Genomic DNA, 19,387 nt, shown 5'->3' with positions numbered 1-19,387 from the left:
CGTAGGCCCCTTGCGCAGCAGCACCCACCCGACACGAGTTAACGAAGTACTACTAGGACGGAGGGCGCGGATCCGGCGGTTTCGGGACCCCTCACGGGGCCGTGGTCAGTTGGCCATGCCGGTGGAGGCGTAGCCCGACACGAAGCGGCGCTGCATGACGAGGAAGACCGCGAGCATGGGCAGCAGCATGATCAGGCCGGCCGCCGCCACCAGGGCGTGGTTCACGGTGAAGCCCTGCTGGAACGAGTACAGGGCGATCGAGACCGGCAGCGCCTCGGAGTCCTGGAGGAACGTCACCGCCAGGAGGAACTCGTTGTACGCCTGGAGCCCAGCGACCAGGCCCGCCGTGAGCAGCCCCGGCCAGATGAGCGGCAGCACGATCCGGAAGAACACGGTGAGCTCCCCCGCGCCGTCCATCCGGGCCGCCGCCTCGTAGTCCGGCGGGATGGCGATGAGGTAGGACCTCAGGAGCAGGGTCGCGAAGGGGCTGTAGATCGCCCAGTAGATGAGGATGAGGCCGAACTGGGTGTCGTACAGCCCCAGCCGCGTCCACCACGACAGCAGCGGGACGAGGAACAGCTGGATCGGCAGCGAGGTCACCACCAGCAGGTACATCGTGATCGCCCCGGGAGCGGGGACGTCCAGGCGCACCATGGCGTAGGCGGCGGCGCCCGAGATCAGGCACACGCCGACGGCGGTGCAGGACACGATGACCGCGCTGTTGGCCAGGCCGGTGGCCATGTTCGCGCTCTGCCACGCGGTGGTGAAGTTGTCCCAGGCGGCGTCGGCGGGCAGCCCCATCGGGTTGGTGCTGAGCTCCGCCGGGGTCTTCAGCGCGCTGAAGACCATGACGACGATGGGCCCCAGCGCGTACGCGGCGAGGATCACCAGCAGCAGGTAGGTGAGGGGGCGCCCCCGGTCCAGCAGACGCGCGGCGCGTCTGGCCCGTGTCGGTCGTGCGGGCATCGGGGTCACACCTCCCATCGGAGTCGGCGGCGCAGGACGAGGTAGCCCGCGATGGTGACGGCGCTGATGACCGCCATGACGACGCCCACGGCGGAGGCCACGCCCGCCCGGGACTCGCTGAACGCCGTGCGGTACAGCAGGGTGCTGAGCATGTCCGTGGAACCCGCCGGGCCGCCCTGGGTGAGGATGTAGACGAAGTCGAACACCAGGAACGACCAGATGATCGTCATCAGGAACAGGAAGACGAGGGTCGGCCGGATCCCGGGCAGGGTGACGTGCCAGAACTCCCGGAACCTCCCGGCCCCGTCCAGGCGGGCCGCCTCGTACAGCGACGGGTTGACCGACTGCATGGCGGTGAGGAAGAGCATCACCAGGAAGCCCCACCACTGCCAGTTGTTGATCATCGCGATCGCGCCCAGGGCCAGGTCGGGGTCGCCCAGCGCGTTGGCGTCGCCCACCCAGGGCACCCCGAAGGAGGCCAGGGCCGGGCCGATGCCCGCGTCGGGGCTGAGGATCTGGCGCCACACGGCGGCCGAGACGACGGTGGCGACCACGTAGGGGATGAAGAACGCGATGCGGAACAGGGTCCGCCCGCGCCGCACGCGGCTGAGCAGGTAGGCGCCGAGCAGGCCCATCCCCATGGGCACCGTCAGGAAGAACAGCGTCCACACCAGGTTGTGGCCGAGGGCCCGGTGGAAGGCCGGGTCGCCGGCCAGGGCCACGTAGTTCGCCGTGCCGACGAAGTCCGGGGTGTTGATCCCGTCCCAGTCGGTGAACGAGTACGCGACCGACATCATCGCCGGACCGGCGATGACGAGGACGTTGACGATGAGGAGCGGGGCGAGGAACAGCAGGCCCGTGAGCCTGCGGTTGGGGCCTCGCCTGCGGGCCGGGGGGCGGGGCGGTCGGGCCGCCCCGCCCGTCCCGGTGACAGCGACGGACATCGGGTGGGGTTTCCGGTTTCTCTCTACTGCGGAGTGAACGGCGTCGGCAGGCCGCCGGCGCCCAGCTCCTGCTCGAAGCTGGTCTTGAGGAAGCCCGCGTACGCCGACGGCGACATGTCGCCGGTGATGACACCGTCGAACTCGGTGTAGAGCGCGGTGTTGGTCTGCGGGGGCAGGAAGGTCCAGCTGGCGTAGCCGATGTTGTCCGACTCGGGGATCTGCTCGTACAGGCGCTGGGCGCGCGGGTCGATGCCCTCGGGGAAGTCGTCGGAGGCGTAGGCGACGGGCGGCGGGTTCTCGCCCTGCTCGGCCAGGTAGCCCAGGGAGCGGGAGGTGTCGCCGACCAGGTGGTCCAGGAAGGCGGCGGCGGTGTCGGGGTCGCTGCTGTCGGAGCTGATGGACAGCGCGGTGCCGATCGCCATCGGGAACACGCCCGGCTCGACGCCCTCGGCGAGCGAGGGCAGGGGCGCCCAGTCCCAGTCCTGCGGGTCGTTGCCGGAGTCGGTGAAGAACGTGCCCATGGAGCTGAAGCTCCACGTGCCGCTCATGTACATGGCGACGTCGCCGTTGGCGATGCCGGTGCACATGTCGGGGTCGGTGTTGGTGAACCAGCGCTCGGCGCCGCCGCCCCACCAGCCCTTGTCGATCTGGGACTTCATCGTCTCCAGGGCGTCGACGACGGCCGCGTCGTTCCAGTCGCGGTCCCCGGTGAGGATCTCGTAGAGGTTCTGGGGGCCCACGGCGGCGTTGAGCACGCAGCTGAGGTACCACTCGCTCTGTGCCGGATAGCCGCTGTTGCCGGCGCCGACGGGGATGATCCCCTTGGAGTCGGCGTCCTCGCACAGGGCCTCGAACTCCGACTTGGTCGTGGGCGGGGTCCAGCCGTTCTCCTCGAAGACGGCGCGGTTGTAGTACATCACCAGCGAGCCGTAGGAGGTGGGCACGGACTGCATGGCGTCGTCCACGCGGCTGAGCTGCTGCGCCCAGGGGAGCAGGCGGTCGTTCCAGCCGTACTGGTCGGCGTAGTCGTCCAGGGGGATCGTGCGGTTGCCCTGGGCGTAGGACACCGTGGTCGTCGGGCCGGGCGAGTAGATGATGTCGGGGGCGTTGCCGGAGGAGACGGCGGTGTCGGTCTGCGAGGCCAGGTTGGTGAGCTGCTTGGTGGTCATCTTGACCTGGCGCTCCGACGACCCGTTGAACGTGTCGATGAAGTGGGTGCGGAAGTACTCCTCGGTCTCCGGGGTGGGGAAGGCGCCCCAGTAGTCGATGGCGGAGGAACCCCCGCCGGAGCCGCCGCACCCGGTCAGGAGCCAGGCGCCCGCGAGGGCCCCTCCGGCGAGTTTGAAGGCGTCACGGCGAGGAAGGTGGTGGGTCACAGGGGATCCTTTGGATCGTGCACGGTGTTCAGGTGGATTCGCGGACGATGAGTTTCTGGGGGAGGACGACCTCGCGCGCCCCCTGGGCGGGGCCTTCGGAGAGGCGGTCGAGGATCAGCCGGGCGCAGGTGCGCCCGATCTCCCGTGCGGGGTTGTGGACGGTGGTGAGCGGGGGCGACAGCAGCGACGCCGCCTCGATGTCGTCGAACCCGGTGACCGCGACGTCGCGGGGGACGGTCAGGCCGCGCTCGCGGACGGCGTCCAGGGCGCCCACCGCTATGAGGTCGTTGGCGCAGACCAGGGCCTCGGGCGCCGGGTCGAGCGCGAGGAGGGCGTGGGCCCCCTCCACCCCTCCGGCCCGCGTGAAGGGGCCGGAGACGACGAGGGACTCGTCGAACTCGACCCCGAAGTCGCGCAGGGCCCGTTCGTAGCCCGCCAGGCGGAGCCGTCCCGGCGCGGTGTCCGGGTCCCCGTTGACGAAGCCGATCCTGCGGTTCCCGCGTTCGAGCACGTGGGTGACGGCGTCCGCCATGCCCCCGGTGTCGTCGGCCCGCACGATGTCGCCGAAGCGCGGGTCGAGCTCACCGCTCAGCCGGACCAGGGAGGCGCCGGCATCGGTGATCGCCGCGTAGTGGCGCTCCTGGGCGGTCAGCGACGCCAGGACGACCCCGTCGACCTTGCGGTCGAGCAGGTGGCGCAGGGCCGCGTCGAGGTCCTCGGAGTTCTCCCGGACGCTGCAGATCGAGATGAGGAAGCCCTGGGGCTGGAGCACGTCCTGGAGCCCGGCCGCCATCTGGGGGTAGAAGGGGTTGGTGACGTCGGAGACCACCAGCGCGACGGCCTCGCTGCGCCCGGTCCGCAGTCCCCGGGCCGAGGGGTCGGGCCGGTAGTCCAGCTCCTGGACGATCCGGAGCACCTTGGCCTTGGTCTTGTCGCTGACCGGGCGCCGCCCGCTCAGGACGTGGGAGACGGTCGTGATGCTCACACCCGCACGCGCCGCGACGTCGGCGATGCCGGCCCTGTTCTCCTTGCTCATCTCTCTCGATTCGCATCGTATGCAAAACGTATTGCAAAAGGGTAGGGTTCATAGTGGCCAAAAACGGTGTGCAGTGTCAAGACGAGTATCCCCCTCCCCCACTCACCAGTTGGAACATGGCGGAGCGCGTCGAACTGCTGTGCGCAAAACGAAGTGAGAGGATGCCGATGGTGACTCGTGATCGGTGCCGCGGGGCCCTGGTGGGCCTGGCGGTCGGCGACGCCCTGGGGGCACCCACAGAAGGCATGACCCCCGATGCCATCCGTGCAGCGCACGGACGTGTGGTGGACTTCCTCGAGGAGGACGCCGCGGGCACCGACGACACCGAGTACGCCGTCCTGTGCGCCCGGGGGCTGCTCGCGCACGGGCACGGCCTCACGGCCGACCACGTCGCCGAGGTGTGGCGGACAGCACTCCTGGCCCAGACCGAGGGGTTCCACGGCGCCGGGTTCAGCGAGATGGTGGCCATCGCCAACCTGCGGGCCGGGCTGCGGCCCCCGGTCAGCGGCGCCGACAGCTACGAGTCGTGGAGCGACGGCGCGGCCATGCGCGTCGCGCCCGTCGGGATCCTCTGCGCCGGCGACCCGGCCGAGGCGGCCCGGCTGGCGCACGAGGACGCCATGGTCAGCCATGACGCCGACGGCGTCCACGGCGCGCGGGCCGTCGCCGCGGCCGTGGCGGCCGCCCTGGTGGCCGAGGGGCCCGACGAGGTCGTGGCGGCCGGGCTCGCGGCCATGCCCGCGGACTCCTGGACCGGACGCCTCACGAGGCGGGCCCTGGAGATCGCCGGGGCCGCCCCCGACACCGACACGGCCGAACGGGAGCTGTACGCGCAGATCCCGCTCTTCCACTACCCCTGGCCCGACACCGCCCCCGAGGCGGTGGCCCTGGCCTTCGGCCTCTTCGCGGCCGCCCGCGGCGAGTTCGTCCCCACCGTGCTCGCCGGGGTCAACATCGGGCGCGACTCCGACACCATCGCCGCGATGGCCGGGGCGATGGCGGGCGCGCTGCACGGCGCCTCGGCCGTCCCCGCGCACTGGCGGGAGCAGGTGACGAGCGTCTCCGGCCGCTGCGTCACGGTCACCGCAGGAACGGACCTCATCGAACTCGCCGACGCCCTGCACGCCGCCGGGCGCCACCACCAGGAGGTGGACCTTGCGCTCTGAGACCGCGCGCGGAGCCCTGCTCGGGCTCGCGATGGGCGACGCCCTCGGCCTGCCCGCCCAGTTCCACCGGCGTGTCCGCTCCGGGTGGGGGCGCGACATCCTGTGGCAGAAGAACGCCGAGCTCGACGGCCAGCGCGTGTCGCGCCCGCTGCTGCCCTTCGCCCTGAGCGGCGACGAGGGCAGCCCGCTGTCCGGCACCGACGACGCCGAGACCGCGGCGACGGCGGCCCTGGTGCTGCTGGAGGCCGAGGCCTACGACACCGCCTCGCTGTTCGCCCGGTGGCGCGCGCACTACGTGGACACCGAGGACGTGTGGTGCGGCGTCGCCGAGCGCGGCGCGGCCGTCCACGCCCTGCGGGGCGCGGTGCCTCCCACCACGGGCACGGACAACCCCGTGCACTGGGACGACGCCGCGGTCCCGGCGGCCGTGGCGGTCGGACTGCTGCGGGCGGGGGACGCGGACGCCGCCGCCCTCCTGGCCGGGGACTACGCGAGCATCACCCACTCCCGGGACGGGCTGTGGGCGGCCCGCGCCATGGCCCACGCCGTGGCGTCGCTGGCCGGGGGCGCCCCGCTGGAGATCGCGCTGGCGGGAGCCCGCCGGACCGTGCCCGCGGACAGCTGGCTCGGGCGGGGGCTGGACCGCGCCGACGCGCTGGTCGACGGCGCCGCGGACGCCTTCACGGCGGTGCCGGACCTGGTGGACGCCTTCGGGCGGGCGCGCTACAGCCACGGGGGCGTGGCCCCCGAGACGCTGCCGACGGCGTTCGCGATCACCCGCCTCGTGGGCGGGGACCTCGCCGCGGGGCTCCAGGCCGCGGCGCTCCTGCCCCGGCAGGCCGACAGCATGCCGGCGATGGTCGGCGCCCTGTGCGGGGCGGTCGGCGGCGAGCAGGCCGTCCCGGCGGCCTGGCGCGAGCGCGTCGACCGGCTGGAGGGCGTGCTGCTCCCCCGGGTCGCGGGCGTGCGGCTGACCGAACTGGCCGACCGCCTGGTCGCCGCGGGGGCTGGAGTCCTCCGGTGAGGTGAGCTGGGCCGGGCACCGGTACCGGAGGGCGGATCGGGGCAGGCGTACCCGGCAGCGCGGGGGCGCGCCGGGTATCGGGGGCCGCGCGGGGCGGAGGATCCGTCCCGCGCGGCCTTCCGCGTTCCCGGAGCCGCGCCGCTCCCGGACGGGCCCTCAGCGCCCGCCGTCGGAGGACGCCGGCACGGCGGCCGCGTCCTCGCGCTCGGCGAGGAGGGCGGCGTTCAGCACCGCGCCGAGCAGCCCCGGCATACGCGCCTCCAGGTCCTCGGTGCGCAGGCGGCTCATGCGCGACGTGCCCTCGTAGTACTGGCGGATGATCCCGGCCTCGCGCAGCACGCGGAAGTGGTGCGTGGACGTGGACTTGCTCACCGGCAGCGCGAAGGCGATGCAGGCCATGTCCTCATGGCCGTCCGCCAGGTCGCGCACGATGCGCAGCCGTACCGGGTCGGCCAGTGCGTGCAGGACCGCGTCCACCCGGATCTCCCGGGCGTGCGGGTGCTCCAACCGGCGTCCCGGCCTTCTCGTCCCCGCCGTGTCGGCCACAGGACCGCCTCCCTCGCTGCGCCACCATCCACAAAGTACGACAAGCCTCGTAGTTTGACAATCATCGTAATACGATGATTATCGTATGAGGAGCGGTCGCCTCGTGACCGACACCCGACCCCGGCGCCGCCGGGGTCCTACCCCGCACCACGGGAAGGACCGACCGTGAGCACGTTGTTCACTCCCCTCGTACTGAGGTCGCTGGAGATCCCCAACCGCGCGTGGATGTCCCCGATGTGCATGTACTCGGCGGAGTCCCAGGGCCCCGACACCGGCGTGCCGACCGACTTCCACCTGGCGCACCTGGCGGACCGGGCCGCGGGCGGTCTCGGCATGGTCATGGTCGAGGCCACCGCCGTGCGCCCGGACGGGCGGATCAGCCCGTGGGACCTGGGCCTGTGGAACGCGCGGCAGGAGGCGGGCCTGGCCCGCGTGGCCTCGGCCGTCCGCTCCCACGGCGCCGTCGCCGCCATCCAGCTCGCGCACGCCGGGCGCAAGGCCTCGGTCGACAAGCCCTGGCTCGGCAGCCGCCCCGTCGCCCCCGCCGACGGCGGATGGGCCACGGTCGGCCCGAGCGCCGAGCCCTTCCACGACCACCCGGCGCCGACCGCGCTGACCGTCGAGGAGATCGGGCAGCTCGTGCGCGACTTCGCCGCGGCCGCCGAGCGCTCCCTCGCCGCGGGGTTCCAGGTCGTGGAGGTGCACGGGGCCCACGGCTACCTCCTCAACTCCTTCCTCTCCCCCGCGGCCAACCACCGCACCGACGCCTACGGCGGCAGCCTGGAGAACCGCATGCGGTTCCCGCTGGAGGTGGTCGACGCCGTACGCGCCGTCTGGCCCGAGCACCTGCCGGTGCTCTTCCGCACCTCCGCCACGGACTGGCTCTCGGAGAACGCCGACGACGCCCGGGAGGGCTGGACCGCCGAGGACACGGTGCGGCTCGCCAAGGAGCTCCAGGCCAGGGGCGTGGACCTGCTCGACGTGTCCACCGGCGGCATGGTCCACGACGCCTCCATCCCCGCCGCGCCCGACTACCAGGTCCCCTTCGCCGAACGGGTGCGCCAGGAGACCGGCCTGCCCACCGCGGCGGTCGGCCTGATCCTGGAGCCCGCCCAGGCGGAGGAGATCGTGGCCTCGGGCCGCGCCGACGCCGTGTTCCTGGGGCGGCAGCTCCTGCGCGAGCCCTACTGGGCCCACCGCGCGGCCGAGGAGCTGGGCGGGGCCTCGCGCTGGCCCGACCAGTACGGGTACGCGGTCGCCCGTCGGCGCTGACCGCGCGCACGGACCCGCCCGGCGCGGCGCCCCTCCCTGGGGCGCCGCGCCGTCGTCGTCTCCGGGGGCGGGCCCTGCGCCGCGGCCGGGCCGGGAGGCCCGCCCGTCCGGACACGCCTCCCGCCGCTCCGGGGAACCCGTTCACCCCCCGGCGCGGGAGTCCCCCGTCGTCACGGGTCCCCCCGCCCGAGCCCCGGCCTCACTCGAACTGTTCGCGGTGGGTGAGCCGGACCTCCTCGGTGTCCATCGCCGACTGCATCCGGCGCAGCACGACGTCGTCGATGCGGCGCTCGTCGCGCAGCCGGATCACGGTGGCCCGCTTGCGGGCCAGCAGAGCCAGGCGCAGCGCCGTGTACTGCTCCTCCCTGTTCCGGATCCGGTCGGTCCGCGCGGCGTCGGGGTCCTCGCGCAGCGTCTCCAGGTGCTCCCGGTACTCCTCCTCCAGGCGGGAGGCGACGGCCGGGTCGGTGTCCAGGGCGGACGCGGTCCCGGGCAGGGCCTCCAGCGCCTCCTCGATCGCGGTCCGCTGGGCGAACCGCCGCTCCCGCTCCACGTCGGAGTCGTCGGGCAGGCCCGCCCGCGAGATCAGCGGGGGCAGCAGCAGCCCCTGGACCACCAGGGTCACCAGGATGACGCCGGTCGTGGTGAACACGATGAGGTCCCGCTCGGGGAAGGCGGCCCCGGAGGACGTCGTCTGCGGCACCGACAGGGCCACCGCCAGCGACACAGCGCCGCGGAACCCCGCCATGGCGTTGACGAGCCGGGAGGGGAGCCCCGGTCCCCCGGCCGGCCGCCGCTCCCGCGGCAGGAGCCGCACGAGGAGGGCCGGGCCGAGGACGAAGGCGCCCCGCACCGCGAGGACCAGCACCGACACGAGGGCCACCAGCGCGAGGGCCTGGGCCAGGGCCAGGCTGGCGAGCCCCCGCACGGCCGTGTGGACCTCCAGGCCGACCAGCACGAACAGCGACCCGTTGACGAGGAACACCGCCAGGGACCAGGACGCCTCGGTCTGTCGGCGGGACAGGGGGCGCCCGACGGTCGGGCCGGCCTGGCTCATGATCAGGCCCGCCACCACCACCGCCAGCACGCCGGAGGCCTCCACGCCCTCCGCCAGGAGGAAGGCCGTGAACGGGGTGAGGAGGATGGCGACGTTCTGCAGGAGGGCGTTCTCGATGCGGCGGCGCACCGCCGCCCAGAACAGGGCGGTGACCGCGCCGGCCGCGACGCCGCCGCAGTAGGACAGCAGGAACAGCCAGCCGACGTGCGGGGCGCTCAGGGACTCCTCCCCCACGGTGACGCCGACGGCCACGCCGTAGACGACCAGGGCGGTGCCGTCGTTGACCAGGCCCTCGGCGCGGAGCACGGTGATGTCCCGGCGCGGCAGGAGGCGGGCCACGGTGGACACGGCGGTGGCGTCGGTGGGGGCGACGGCGGCCCCCAGCACCCACGCCGCGCCCCAGGGAAGCCCCCACAGGTGGGCCAGGACGGCGACGGCGGCGGCCGTGGCGATGACCAGCAGGGTGCTCATCACCGCGATGCCGGTGAGGTTCTTGCGGATCTCGCGCAGCGACGTGGACAGGCTCTCCCAGTACAGCAGGAGGGGCAGGAAGATCAGGAGCATCAGCTCCGGCGGCAGCTGCACCTCGTGCAGGGCGGGGACGAACCCCATCAGCACCCCGCTGCCCAGCAGCAGGGCCGGGGCGGGCAGGCGGGAGCGGCCCGCCAGGGCGGTGCAGACCAGGATCGCCGTCCCCAGCAGGACGACGAGTACGAGACCGAGCAGGAGGCACCTCCGTCGACGTCGTCCGCGCGGGCCCCGGCGGCCACGCCCCCGTGCGGACCGCCGGGGCGCGGCCGGGCGTCCCGGCCGCCGGTTCAGGCGCGCACGAGCCTCATCGTGGTGGAGCGGGCGGTCGCGCTCGTGATGCTCCCGACCGCGGCCGAGGACGCCCCGTACTTGTCGCGGTAGGCGGCGTCGATCCGGTCGTCCAGGGCGTCGTCGGCGTCCTCGAAGGCCACGTCGGCCTCCACCCCGCCCGCGCTCACGTGCCCCGCGAGGCGGTCGCGGGTGCCCCGGTACCAGGAGGAGCCCGGCCCGTTGACCGACCGGACGTAGAGGTCGCCGCCCTGGCGCACCACCCAGATCGTCCTCGGGCGCCGGAGCCCGCCCCCGCCGTCGCGGGACGTGATGCGCATCTCCCCGGCGTCGCCGATCCTGGCGAGCTCGTCCTCGGTCCACCCGCTCATCGGTGTCCTCCCTCGTTCTCCGGCACGCTCGGAAGCCTCTCGCGCCGCACCCCTGGAGGGGCCGCCGGACACGGCGCTTTGCCCGGGCCGGAGGAGGTTCTGCCCGCTCCTTGGCCCGCGGGGACGGGGGCGCCGGTCCGGGACCCGGGAGGGTCCGCCCGCCCGCGCGCCGCGGCCGGGGCCCCGGGCCGGGGCCGCCGCGCCCCGGCCGCCCGGCGGGAGGCGGGCCGCAGGGCCGGACCTGGCACGGAACGGTGTCGTACCCCCTGGCTACCGTGGTCCCATGCCGACCTTCCAGGACTTCAACTTCAAACTGCTCGTCGTCGAGAAGCTCATGTACGACGACGGGACGCTCTCCCCCCGGTTCACCCTCTCCGAGCACCTCAAGGGGCTCGGGATCACCCACGCCCCCTACGAGTACGCCTACTCGATCGGCAAGGAGTTCCAGGTCCTGGACGAGGCGCGCGCGTACTTCGAGGCGCTGGAGATCAGCGCGGAGCAGCTCGCCACCGTGGACTCGGTCCTGTTCGACGGCGGGCTCCGGGTGTTCATGGAGTGCGCGCCGGTCTGGGACGGCGAGGACGACCTGTTCGACGTCCGCTCCCTGGACGACCTCGACCTGGTGCCGAACCTCCGCCGCTTCCAGTGCGCCGAGGACCTCTTCTACGAGCGGCCCGAGATGCTGGAGGCCCTGACCGCCAGGGGCATTCGGATCGACTGAGCCTGCGGACGGCCCCCGCCCCGTGTCCGGGGCGCGGGCCGTCCGTGTCCTGCCCCGCGACCGTCTGCGGAGGTTCGGCCTCTCCCGAGGCCGCTCGGGGAGAGGGCACGCAGGGGCGGTCGTACGTCCGGAGAATCGCTTTCCCCTCCGAGGGGACGTGACGACGTACCGGAAGGGCGCAACAGGACCGGAGGGTTGATCCCCTTCGACGTCCTGGGGGCCTTCTTCACGGACGCGCACATCCCGCGTCCATGTGCCTCTTCGGGTGTCACCGGGCCCGGTTCCTCCCGTGGTCGCCGACCACGGCACCGGGCCCCGGCCCCGGCGGTCACCCCGGGTGTCCGCGGGAATGGCCGGTTTCGGACATCGGGTCCTGTACCCGGGACAGTTCGGGAAACCCGGGTGCGGGAAGTACACACCCACTAGGATCCCGGTCATCACAGGGACTCTCCCCGGCCCGAAGGCGGATTCGCGTTGACCCCTCCCACCACCTCGACGATCGACTCACTCGCCCGGCATGTGGTCGAGCGGCAGGCGCCGGACGAAATGCCGTACTACCCGAACCTTCGGGACGACTTCTTCGCGCTCGGCGGCAGGCTCCCGAAGGAAGGGGACAACCCGCTCGGTTTCGGGGCGGTGGCACTCGGGGTGGTCACCGGCGTGGTCCTGGCCGTGCTCAACGACCTGGTGGTCGGCTCGCTGACCGACGCCGTCCGCCCGTGGTGGAAGAAGGCCTGGCAGCGGCTGTTGCGCAGGGCTCCGCGTGTCGACGCGCAGGCGGAGCTCCCCGCCCTCTCCGCGCACCAGGTTCCGCTGGTGCGAGAAGCGGTCCTCCGCCACGGAGCCCGGGCCGACCTGCGGGAGGAGCAGGCCGCAGAACTCGCGGACGCGATCGTCTCCGAGCTCATGTCACGCGCCGATGACTCTCCGACCGCCGACTGAGGGAGCACCGGAAGACCGACGGCCGATCGGCGCACGAGGTCACCTCCTCCCGGTGAGCAGCCGACGGCCCACAGGGGCGTCGCAGTTCCTGCGACTGCCGAGTGCGACGACGGCGCGCTTCCTGATCCTGGTCGTGGCAACGGCCGGCGTCGCCCTCTACTTCCTTCCGCAACCCCTTCAGATGGCCTTCCTGGTGGCGGCGGACCTCGATGTGCTGCCCCGTGTGTGGCACACGCGCTGCCCCGAGGACGCCCTCGCCCTCGTCGGGAACGTTCCGGCGCGGGAACTGCGCCGGGAGTACCTGGACTGCGCGGCTCTCGCGAGCACGGTCGAGACAGGGACATGGGTGGCGGCCCTCGCGCTCCCCTTGTCGATCGGGCTCCTGATCTACACCCTGTACCCACGATGGCTGCGCCGGCGCCTGCGTCCGCTGGCCCGTCCCGAACTCGCCCAGGCCGCGTACGCGGAGCGGGAGCTGGCCCGGGCCCTGGGCTCCCGTCGAGGCGGCGTGCGGCTGCTCGTCACACCCGGGACCGCGGGCGGGGCGAGGGCGTTCGGGGCCTGGGGGCGGTACTGGATCGCCGTCGACCGCAGCCTGCTGCCCGCGACCGGCTCCGCGCCGGGGAGCTCTCCGCCGCGGTCCCCGGATCGTGGTCGTACGGGCGGCCCCCCGGGCCGGCAGCCGGACGCGTCCTCCGGCCGGCACGCGAACCGGAGCGACGCACTCATCCACCATGAGGCCGCGCACGTTCTCAACCGCGACATCGACATCACCTACCTGGCCATCGCGGTCTGGTGGGGGCTGGTCCTGTGTGCGGTCCCGGCGACCGCGCTCATGTTCCCCACCCCGTCGGGGGGCTGGGGAAGGACCGCACTGCTCGCGGTCCTGCTCGTCGTTCTCAGCCACACGCGCTCTCGGGTGCTCCAGGTACGGGAGTTCTACGCCGACGTCCGTGCGGCTCACAGCCCCGGTGTCGCGGTGCAGCTCCTGCACCTGTTGCCCACGGCACGCCCCGAACGCCTGCTCCTCCGCTGGTGGCGAGCGCTCAGCAGTTCGCATCCCCCACCCGGGCAACGTGCGGAGACCATCCGGGATCCCTCGCGCCTTCAGAACATGCACGTTCTCGACCTGTTCTACGCCGGATGCACCGTAGGACTCGGCTACGTCGGGTTCCAGTACTTGGCGAACTCGATCAGCGAGGTCGTCGGCGCCCCGTACACCTGGATCGTCGGCAACGCCTCGGGGATCCTCTTCGGCGTGCTGGCGGCGTTCGTGGTGTGTGCGTTCGTGTGGCGGGCCTCGCTGGGGTCCCTCGTCCGCGCCGAGCCCCGGACCAGGGTGTTCGGCGCAGCTTCGGCGCTGACCGCGGGCGTTCTCCTCGGGCAGGTGGTGGGACCTGGCAACCTCGAGGCCTCATGGGTCTACCTCCTGGAACTCCGCCCGGGGGCGGCTCTGGTGCTCGCGGTCCTCCTATGGATCGTGTTCTCGGTCATCCTGAGGTGGATCCTGATGGTGGCCACCACGTGGCTCTCGGTGTCCGAGTCCGTCTGGCCGCTGTGGCCTTGCGTGGCCGTCAGCGCACTCATGTTCGTCCTGGCCCTGACCCATTGGTTCTACATAGTGGGGCACATGACGGTCGGGGGAAGCGCACGTCCGGTGCCTCCCTCGATCCTCAACCTGCTCGTCCTGCCGATCACCGACCCGGCCTGGATCGCAACGGCCTGCCTCGGCGCCGCCCTGCCCTTGCTGGCCTGGTCGGCGTGGGGACGGGAACTGTCCGGACGTGACGCGGCTCCGCGCCTGTGTCCGCCATGGATACCGGTGGCCTTCTCGGCAGTGGTGCTGCTGGGTCTGATCGTCGTCGTGGCAGGGGCACTGAGGTGGCTGATCGAGCGGGTGGTCGAGGACATGGCCACCTCGGATTCGGTGTTGTCCCTGGCAGCACAGCTGGGACCCCTCCTCCTCGTCTGCCTGGGAGTGGTACTGGCCATCACGGTCGTCTCCTCCTGGATGCTCGGGGGGAGAGGGGCGCGGGCGCGGGTCCTGTCCACGACGGTGCTCGCCCTGTTCCTCACCTCGTTCCTGGCCATTCCCGCTGTCCACACGGGTATAGCCGTCGGCGCCTGTGTACGCGGGTTCGATGTGCCGGGAGCATGCGGGGACAGCTTCGACGGCTTCGGCGCGAAGGCCTTCACCGATTTCGTCAACACCGGGTCCTTCGTCTTCGTCCCGCTCCTCCTGGTGTGCGTTCCGGCGGCACTGGCCGCATCCTCCCTTCGGACGGTGGCCGGAATCCGTCCGTGGCCGGTTCGCCCGGCGCCGGGGCGTTGGTACGACCTCCTCGCGTTGGCCGCGTCGGCACTCCTGGGCGCCGTCGCGCTGCTCGAGCCTGCTGCCACCCCGGCCCCCGAGCCGGAGGCCGAGAGGGGGACCCCGTACACCGCGACGGTTCCGGGGGCACCGGCCGGGGAAGGCCCGCTGACCGGTCGGCAGACGTGTGAGGCCGTCGACACCGAGTACTACCTGGCGATCGACTTCTTGAACAACCCTTGGTCATCGGCGGCCGGTACGACGCACGTTCTCGCACGGTCCACGGATCCTGTGCTCGCCGCCTTCGCGGAACCGGCTCTCGAGGTTTTCGACGGGGGCGACGAGGCCGGGGGTGTCACCAGCTCCATGTACTCGCAGGCCGCCGCCCAGCACTACTGCGCTCTTCGTCACCCGGGGACAGGGCTGCTGCGCAACCCGGCCATGTGATCCCGTTCCCCGGACGGCGGCAGGGGACTCCGTGACCGTCCTCGACCACTCCCGCCGGGCGTTCCGGGGCCGCCCGGGGCCTGACTCTGCGGTCGCGGCCCCGGCGGACGGCACGCGCCACCGCAGCATCCTGTCGGCCCCGCCTCAGCGCGCCCGGTCGTCGACGTCCGGCCCGGCCGCATACACGGGGCCGGGCCGCGCGGGGCGCCCGGGCACGGGTTCGCGCCGACGGGAACCCGGAGGCCCCCGCGCACGACCACAGGGGCGAAGGACGCTTCCCACCGGGCACCGGCCCGGTGCGCCGCTGTGAGGAGAACCGACGCGTGGAACGGCAACCGGACAAGTCGACAGCGGACCGGGCCCGCCCGGGGCCCCGCGGCGCCTGGGCGGCGCTGCGACCCCTGGTCCTGCGGCTCCACTTCTACGCGGGGGTGTTCGTCGCCCCCTTCGTCCTGGTCGCCGCCGCCACGGGGCTCCTGTACGTGTGGACGCCGCAGATCGAGCAGGCGGTGTACGCGGAGCAGCTGTACGTGGAGCCCGGGGGCGAGCCCCTGCCGCTGCACGAGCAGGTGCGCACCGCCCGGGCGGAGCTGTCCGGGGCCGAGGTCGACGCGGTGCGCCCGGCCACCGGCGAGGAGGACTCCACACGGGTGCTCTTCGACCTGCCCGGGTCGGCCGAGAGCCACCGGACAACGGTGTTCGTCGACCCCTACGGCGGCGAGGTCCTCGGCGTGATGGAGACCTACGGCACGAGCGGCGCGCTGCCCGCCCGGACCTGGGTCGACATGCTGCACCGCAACCTGCACCTGGGCGACGCGGGCCGCCTGTACAGCGAGCTGGCCGCGAGCTGGCTGTGGGCGGTCGCCCTGGGCGGGGCCGCCCTGTGGGCCTCGACCGCGCTGCGCCGCCGCGGGGGCGCGCGCCGTCTGCTCGTCCCCGGCGCGGGCACCGCTCCCGGCCGCCCCCGGTCGGTCTCGGTGCACGGCGCGGCCGGGACGTGGCTGCTGGCGGGGCTGCTGTTCCTGTCCGCCACGGGGCTGACGTGGTCCCAGTACGCGGGGGCGAACATCACCGAACTCCGCGAGCGGCTGGCCTGGACCACGCCCTCCGTCTCCGCCGACGTCCCGAACGCCTCCCCGGGGGTGGACATCGGCATCGACACGGTGCTCGCCGGCGCGCGGGAGGCCGGTCTGGACGGACTGGTCGAGATCTCCCTGCCGCAGGACCCCGCAGCCCCCTACACGGTCACCCAGATCGACCGGTCCTGGCCCACGAGCGTGGACTCGGCGGCGATCGCCGCGGACACCGGGAAGGTCGTCGACGTCGTCCGCTTCTCCGACTACCCGCTCATGGCCAAGCTGAGCCGCTGGGGTGTCGACGCCCACATGGGCGTGCTGTTCGGGGTGCCCAACCAGCTCGTGCTGACCGCCGTCGCCCTGGGGCTGGTCGCCGTCGTGGCGTGGGGATACCGCATGTGGTGGCAGCGGCGTCCGACCCGGGGCCGGGCCCTGGGCGTGGGCCGCCCGTACCCGCGCGGCTCCTTCCGGGCCCTGACGTGGCCGTGGCGGGCGGCGGTGGTCGTCGTCCTGGCGGGGATCGGGTGGGCCGTGCCGCTGGTCGGCGTCTCGCTCGCGGTGTTCCTCGCGGTGGACGCGGTGCTGGGGTGGCGCGCCCGCCGCCCGCGCCGCACGGCGGGGCCGCCCCCCGCCGCGTCCGGGGACGCGCCGGTCGCGGGGTCCCGCTCCCGGTGACACGTCCCGCGCGGCCGTCCCCGCCCGGGCGGGGACGGCCGCGGGCTCAGTGGTGCCCCCCGTGGTCGGTCACGGGTGCGCTCCCGGCCGCCATGGGCTGCACGGGCGCGGTGACCTCCAGTTCGCTCCCCTCGGCGAAGGTCAGCGTGACGGCGACCTCGTCACCCTCCTCCAGGGGTTCGGGCAGGTCGTTGACCATGATGTGGTAGCCGCCGTCGACCAGTTCGGTGGCTCCCCCCGCCGCCACGGGGATCTCCTCCACGACGCGCATGCGGGAGGCCCCGGAGCCGGAGGTCTCCGTGCTGCACAGGTCGGCGTCGGGCGAGGCCCCGGTGGAGACCCCGGTGATGGCGGTGTCCTCGTCGGCGGCGTTGGAGACCTCCATGTACAGGACGGCGATCTCCGGGTTGGCGGGTTCGGGCACCCACGCGCCGGTGACCTCCAGGTCGCCGGCGGCGGCGTGGCCGCGGGGCTCCGCGTCCGGGGCGGCCCCGGCCCGGTCGGCGGGAGCGTCCGGCGTCCCGCAGGCCGTGGCGAGGAGCAGGGCGGCCAGCGCGGCGGTGGCGGCGGTGGTCCGTGGCGTCGGCACGGTCCCGTGTCGTGGGAGTGGCATGGTCCTCGCGGTTTCCTCGTGGTCGTGGTCGTGCGGTGGTGCGGGTGGGGAGCGCGGCCCCGTCCCCGGGGTCGTTCACGGAGCCCTCGCGGTTCCCGGGGCGCGCTCCCTCATCCGGGGAGGAGGTCGTGCGCGATCCAGGGGCGGCCCTCGCGCACGGGCGGCACGGCGAACAGGGCGCTCCCCTCGTGGCGGACGTACCGGTGGAGGGCGTCGGACCCCTCGTCCAGGGCGCGCTGCACCGGGGTGAAGCCCGCCCTGGGGTCCGCCTGCCAGGCGGTGAAGACCAGGCCCGCCTGCCGGAGGCCGTCGGCGTCCCAGCCCAGGTCGTAGTTGAAGCCCCGGCGCAGCATCCGCGCGCCGAGGGTGTTGCCGGGGGCGGCGAGCCTGATGTGGGCGTCGGGCGCGATCACCGGCGTGCCGTCCTCCCCCGTGGCCGACAGGTCGGGGAGGTCGTCCTCGGCGCCGCCCCCCAGCGGCGCGCCGGTGGAGAGGCGGCGGCCGATGACGGCCTCCCGGTCCCCGGGGTCGAGGGAGTACCAGTCGTCGAGGAGCATGCGGATGCGGCGGACGACGAGGTAGGTGCCGCCGTCCATCCACGCCAGGGCGGGCTCGGGGTGCGCGGCGAGGACCTGGGGGCCGAACACCGGGTCGGAGGCGTGCGGGTTGACGGTCCCGTCGATCTGGCCCATCAGGTTGCGCGGCGTGGCGCCCGGGTCCTCGGCCGCGGCGGCCGAGCGCTGGAACCCGGGCAGGGACCACCGCGGCCGCGCGTCGGCGGCGACGGCCCCGACCAGGTGCCCGACCGCGGAGGAGAGGACGACGGGGTCCTCCGCCCCCGCGTGGAGCAGCAGGTCCCCGCCGCACCAGGCGGGCTCCAGGCGGTCGGACGCGAAGGCCGGGAGGTCCTCCATGTGCGGGGGGATCCGGTTCTGCGCCCCGATCCGGTCGAGCAGGGAGGCGCCCAGGCCGACGGTGACGCCCAGCGACGCCGGGAACAGCCCCCGGGTCGGGGCGCCCTCGACACGGGCGTCGAGGCCGTGCCCGTGGAGGGCGCCGATCTCCCGGCCCCAGGTCCGGAGCACCCGGCGCGCGGCGTCGCGCGCCCGCTCCCCCGGCTCCGCCCGCAGGTCCAGCGCGACCAGTCGGACCTGTGACGGCGTGGGCGACAGGAGGGCCGGGGGCAGGCCGTCGCGGTCCCCCGCCCCGGAGCGGGAGGGGGCGAGCGCCCGGGCGTTCTCCTCCTCGGCCCGGCGGTCGGCGAAGGCGTGCCCGGCGCCCGCGCCCGCGGCCAGGCCGGCGAGACCGGCCGCGCCCGCGGCGGTCAGGAGGCCGCGGCGGGAGGGCCCCTCCCCCGGGTCGGTCCGGCGTCTCACAGCAGGGTCTCCGCGAGTTCGGGGAGGAGCGCGGCGATCCGGTCGGCCTCGGTGCCCTCGTCGAACATCCCGGCCGCCTCGCCCCCGGGCAGCAGGACGACGATCCGGCCGCCGTGAGTGACCAGGTACTGGCCCTCGGTCTCCTGCGGGGGGTCGACGGCGATGCCGTAGTCGCGGGCGGCCTCGACCGTCGTGTCGACGTCCCCCCGGACCCCCTGGAAGGAGGGGTCGAACCGGTCGAGCCAGGACCGCATCTGCTCGGCGGTGTCGCGGGCGGGGTCGGTGCTGACCATCACGACGTCGTAGGCGTCGGCCGCGTCCCCGGCCTGCCCGAGTGCCAGGTCGATCTCGGCCATCGTCATCGGGCACACGTCGGGGCAGCTGGTGTAGCCGAAGAAGAGCAGGGTCAGCCGGTCGTCGGCGACGTCGGTGAAGCCCCACGGGTCGCCGTCGAGCGTCGTCAGCTCGGTCGCCGAGGCGGCCATGGGGTCGTCGGACAGGTCCATGTAGTGGTCGGCCTCCGCGACGGGGTCCGCGGCGGAGCAGGCGGTGGCGAGGGCGAGGGCGGCGGCGCAGAGTGCGGGGCCGCGGAGGGCGGCACGGCGGGGTCGGGGCGTCATGGTGTTCCTTCTCTGGTTCGGGGCCGGCC

17 protein-coding genes are annotated in these 19,387 nt (G+C 73.7%); 7 read left to right on the top strand and 10 right to left on the bottom strand.

Annotated features, from left to right (window positions below; genetic code table 11):
• Positions 1-105: 105 nt before the first annotated feature.
• Genes ACQPYD_RS12915 through ACQPYD_RS12900 form a run of 4 tightly spaced genes read right to left on the bottom strand, consistent with a single transcriptional unit; the run spans position 106 to position 4,322 of the window.
• Complete coding sequence (locus ACQPYD_RS12915; protein ID WP_267949681.1) at positions 106-966, bottom strand: carbohydrate ABC transporter permease; 861 nt, start codon at positions 964-966, stop codon at positions 106-108.
• A 5-nt stretch (positions 967-971) separates the two neighbouring features.
• Complete coding sequence (locus ACQPYD_RS12910; protein ID WP_330160141.1) at positions 972-1,910, bottom strand: carbohydrate ABC transporter permease; 939 nt, start codon at positions 1,908-1,910, stop codon at positions 972-974.
• A 23-nt stretch (positions 1,911-1,933) separates the two neighbouring features.
• Complete coding sequence (locus tag ACQPYD_RS12905) at positions 1,934-3,286, bottom strand: ABC transporter substrate-binding protein (protein ID WP_433701214.1); 1,353 nt, start codon at positions 3,284-3,286, stop codon at positions 1,934-1,936.
• A 28-nt stretch (positions 3,287-3,314) separates the two neighbouring features.
• Positions 3,315-4,322, bottom strand: coding sequence for a LacI family DNA-binding transcriptional regulator (locus ACQPYD_RS12900; protein ID WP_433701213.1), 1,008 nt, complete (start codon positions 4,320-4,322; stop codon positions 3,315-3,317).
• Positions 4,323-4,489: 167 nt separating this feature from the next.
• On the opposite strand from ACQPYD_RS12900, the gene ACQPYD_RS12895 reads away from it, so the two are divergent.
• Positions 4,490-5,488, top strand: a complete 999-nt coding sequence (locus tag ACQPYD_RS12895) for an ADP-ribosylglycohydrolase family protein (RefSeq protein WP_433701212.1) — start codon at positions 4,490-4,492, stop codon at positions 5,486-5,488.
• On the top strand, positions 5,478-6,512 hold the full coding sequence (locus ACQPYD_RS12890; RefSeq protein ID WP_433701211.1) for an ADP-ribosylglycohydrolase family protein: 1,035 nt from the start codon (positions 5,478-5,480) through the stop codon (positions 6,510-6,512). The genes ACQPYD_RS12895 and ACQPYD_RS12890 overlap by 11 nt, the downstream gene beginning before the upstream one ends.
• A gap of 156 nt (positions 6,513-6,668) precedes the next feature.
• Here the strand turns inward: ACQPYD_RS12890 and ACQPYD_RS12885 are convergent, their stop codons facing one another.
• A complete protein-coding gene (locus ACQPYD_RS12885) occupies positions 6,669-7,058 on the bottom strand; it encodes an ArsR/SmtB family transcription factor (RefSeq protein WP_433701210.1) in 390 nt (129 codons plus the stop codon).
• A 165-nt stretch (positions 7,059-7,223) separates the two neighbouring features.
• Here ACQPYD_RS12885 and ACQPYD_RS12880 point away from each other — a divergent pair, with 165 nt between their 5' ends.
• Positions 7,224-8,330: an NADH:flavin oxidoreductase/NADH oxidase gene (locus ACQPYD_RS12880; protein WP_433701209.1), complete on the top strand. Its 1,107-nt coding sequence runs from the start codon at positions 7,224-7,226 to the stop codon at positions 8,328-8,330.
• Positions 8,331-8,529: 199 nt separating this feature from the next.
• On the opposite strand, the gene ACQPYD_RS12875 is transcribed toward ACQPYD_RS12880, so the two are convergent.
• Positions 8,530-10,038 carry a Na+/H+ antiporter gene (locus ACQPYD_RS12875; RefSeq protein WP_433702039.1) on the bottom strand — a complete coding sequence of 503 codons (1,509 nt, stop codon included), beginning with the start codon at positions 10,036-10,038 and terminating at the stop codon, positions 8,530-8,532.
• Between the two features lie 167 nt (positions 10,039-10,205).
• Positions 10,206-10,577, bottom strand: a complete 372-nt coding sequence (locus ACQPYD_RS12870) for a DUF2255 family protein (RefSeq protein WP_433701208.1) — start codon at positions 10,575-10,577, stop codon at positions 10,206-10,208.
• A gap of 283 nt (positions 10,578-10,860) precedes the next feature.
• Between ACQPYD_RS12870 and ACQPYD_RS12865 the strand changes: the two genes are divergently transcribed.
• The 4 genes from ACQPYD_RS12865 to ACQPYD_RS12850 all read left to right on the top strand — a co-directional run bounded on the left by ACQPYD_RS12865 (position 10,861) and on the right by ACQPYD_RS12850 (position 16,749).
• Positions 10,861-11,298, top strand: coding sequence for a DUF6892 domain-containing protein (locus ACQPYD_RS12865; protein ID WP_433701207.1), 438 nt, complete (start codon positions 10,861-10,863; stop codon positions 11,296-11,298).
• Between the two features lie 474 nt (positions 11,299-11,772).
• Complete coding sequence (locus ACQPYD_RS12860) at positions 11,773-12,240, top strand: hypothetical protein (RefSeq protein ID WP_433701206.1); 468 nt, start codon at positions 11,773-11,775, stop codon at positions 12,238-12,240.
• A 52-nt stretch (positions 12,241-12,292) separates the two neighbouring features.
• A complete protein-coding gene (locus tag ACQPYD_RS12855) occupies positions 12,293-14,998 on the top strand; it encodes a hypothetical protein (RefSeq protein ID WP_433701205.1) in 2,706 nt (901 codons plus the stop codon).
• A 323-nt stretch (positions 14,999-15,321) separates the two neighbouring features.
• Positions 15,322-16,749 carry a PepSY-associated TM helix domain-containing protein gene (locus tag ACQPYD_RS12850; protein ID WP_433701204.1) on the top strand — a complete coding sequence of 476 codons (1,428 nt, stop codon included), beginning with the start codon at positions 15,322-15,324 and terminating at the stop codon, positions 16,747-16,749.
• 46 nt (positions 16,750-16,795) lie between these two features.
• On the opposite strand, the gene ACQPYD_RS12845 is transcribed toward ACQPYD_RS12850, so the two are convergent.
• From ACQPYD_RS12845 to ACQPYD_RS12835, 3 genes are all read right to left on the bottom strand, one after another.
• Positions 16,796-17,362 (bottom strand): copper chaperone PCu(A)C, encoded by a 567-nt coding sequence (locus ACQPYD_RS12845; protein WP_433701203.1) that lies wholly within the window; start codon positions 17,360-17,362, stop codon positions 16,796-16,798.
• A 110-nt stretch (positions 17,363-17,472) separates the two neighbouring features.
• A complete protein-coding gene (locus ACQPYD_RS12840; RefSeq protein ID WP_433701202.1) occupies positions 17,473-18,738 on the bottom strand; it encodes a Dyp-type peroxidase in 1,266 nt (421 codons plus the stop codon).
• The gene (locus tag ACQPYD_RS12835) at positions 18,735-19,358 is read right to left on the bottom strand and encodes an SCO family protein (RefSeq protein ID WP_433701201.1); all 624 of its coding nucleotides are present in this window, start codon (positions 19,356-19,358) and stop codon (positions 18,735-18,737) included. Before ACQPYD_RS12835 ends, ACQPYD_RS12840 begins: the two co-directional genes overlap by 4 nt.
• Positions 19,359-19,387 lie beyond the last annotated feature (29 nt).

It is taken from the genome of Nocardiopsis sp. CA-288880 (assembly GCF_050955985.1).
GTDB lineage: Bacteria > Actinomycetota > Actinomycetes > Streptosporangiales > Streptosporangiaceae > Nocardiopsis > Nocardiopsis tropica.
This window is presented reverse-complemented; position numbering and strand designations above follow the sequence as displayed.